This window comes from Streptococcus oralis SK610 (assembly GCF_000257455.1).
Lineage (GTDB): Bacteria > Bacillota > Bacilli > Lactobacillales > Streptococcaceae > Streptococcus > Streptococcus oralis_CB.
This window is the reverse complement of sequence record NZ_AJKQ01000011.1, coordinates 1-718: the sequence shown is the minus strand read 5'-3', so window position 1 is coordinate 718 and position 718 is coordinate 1. Positions and strand designations below refer to the sequence as shown.

Genomic DNA, 718 nt, shown 5'->3' with positions numbered 1-718 from the left:
GGAGCTTACAGACGCTGATTGGCTAGCGCTGGCTGAGGCGGACTGACTCGAGCTTGCAGACGCCGACTGACTAGCGCTTACTGAGGCGGATTGGCTAGCGCTGGCTGAAGCAGATTCACTCGCACTTACCGATGCTGATCGACTCGCACTTGCTGAGGCGGACTGGCTGGAGCTGACTGAGGCTGATTCACTTGCGCTTACTGATTCTGATTGGCTCGAACTTACTGAGACAGACTGGCTCGCGCTCGCTGAGGCGGATTGGCTTGAGCTTACCGAAGCAGACTGACTAGCGCTTACTGAGGCGGATTGGCTAGCGCTGGCTGAAGCAGATTCACTCGCACTTACCGATGCTGATCGACTCGCACTTGCTGAAGCCGATTGGCTGGCGCTCACTGATGCAGATTCACTTGCGCTCACTGAAGCGGACTGACTCGAACTTACTGAGGCAGACTGGCTCGCGCTCGCTGATGCTGATTGACTAGAGCTTACGGAAGCAGATTCACTTGCGCTCGCTGATGCTGATTCACTTGCGCTCACTGAAGCGGATTGGCTTGAGCTCGCTGAAGCGGATTGGCTCGAACTTACCGATGCAGACTGACTCGAGCTCACTGAAGCTGATTGACTGGCGCTCACTGAAGCAGATTCGCTGGAGCTTACTGAGGCAGATTGGCTCACACTCGTTGACGCTGACTGACTAGCACTTACCGAAGCGGACTGG

General features: G+C 56.0%; 1 protein-coding gene. It reads right to left on the bottom strand.

Annotated features, from left to right (window positions below):
- On the bottom strand, positions 1 to 718 hold a 718-nt coding region (locus HMPREF1115_RS11845; RefSeq protein WP_002882225.1), incomplete at both ends, for a hypothetical protein.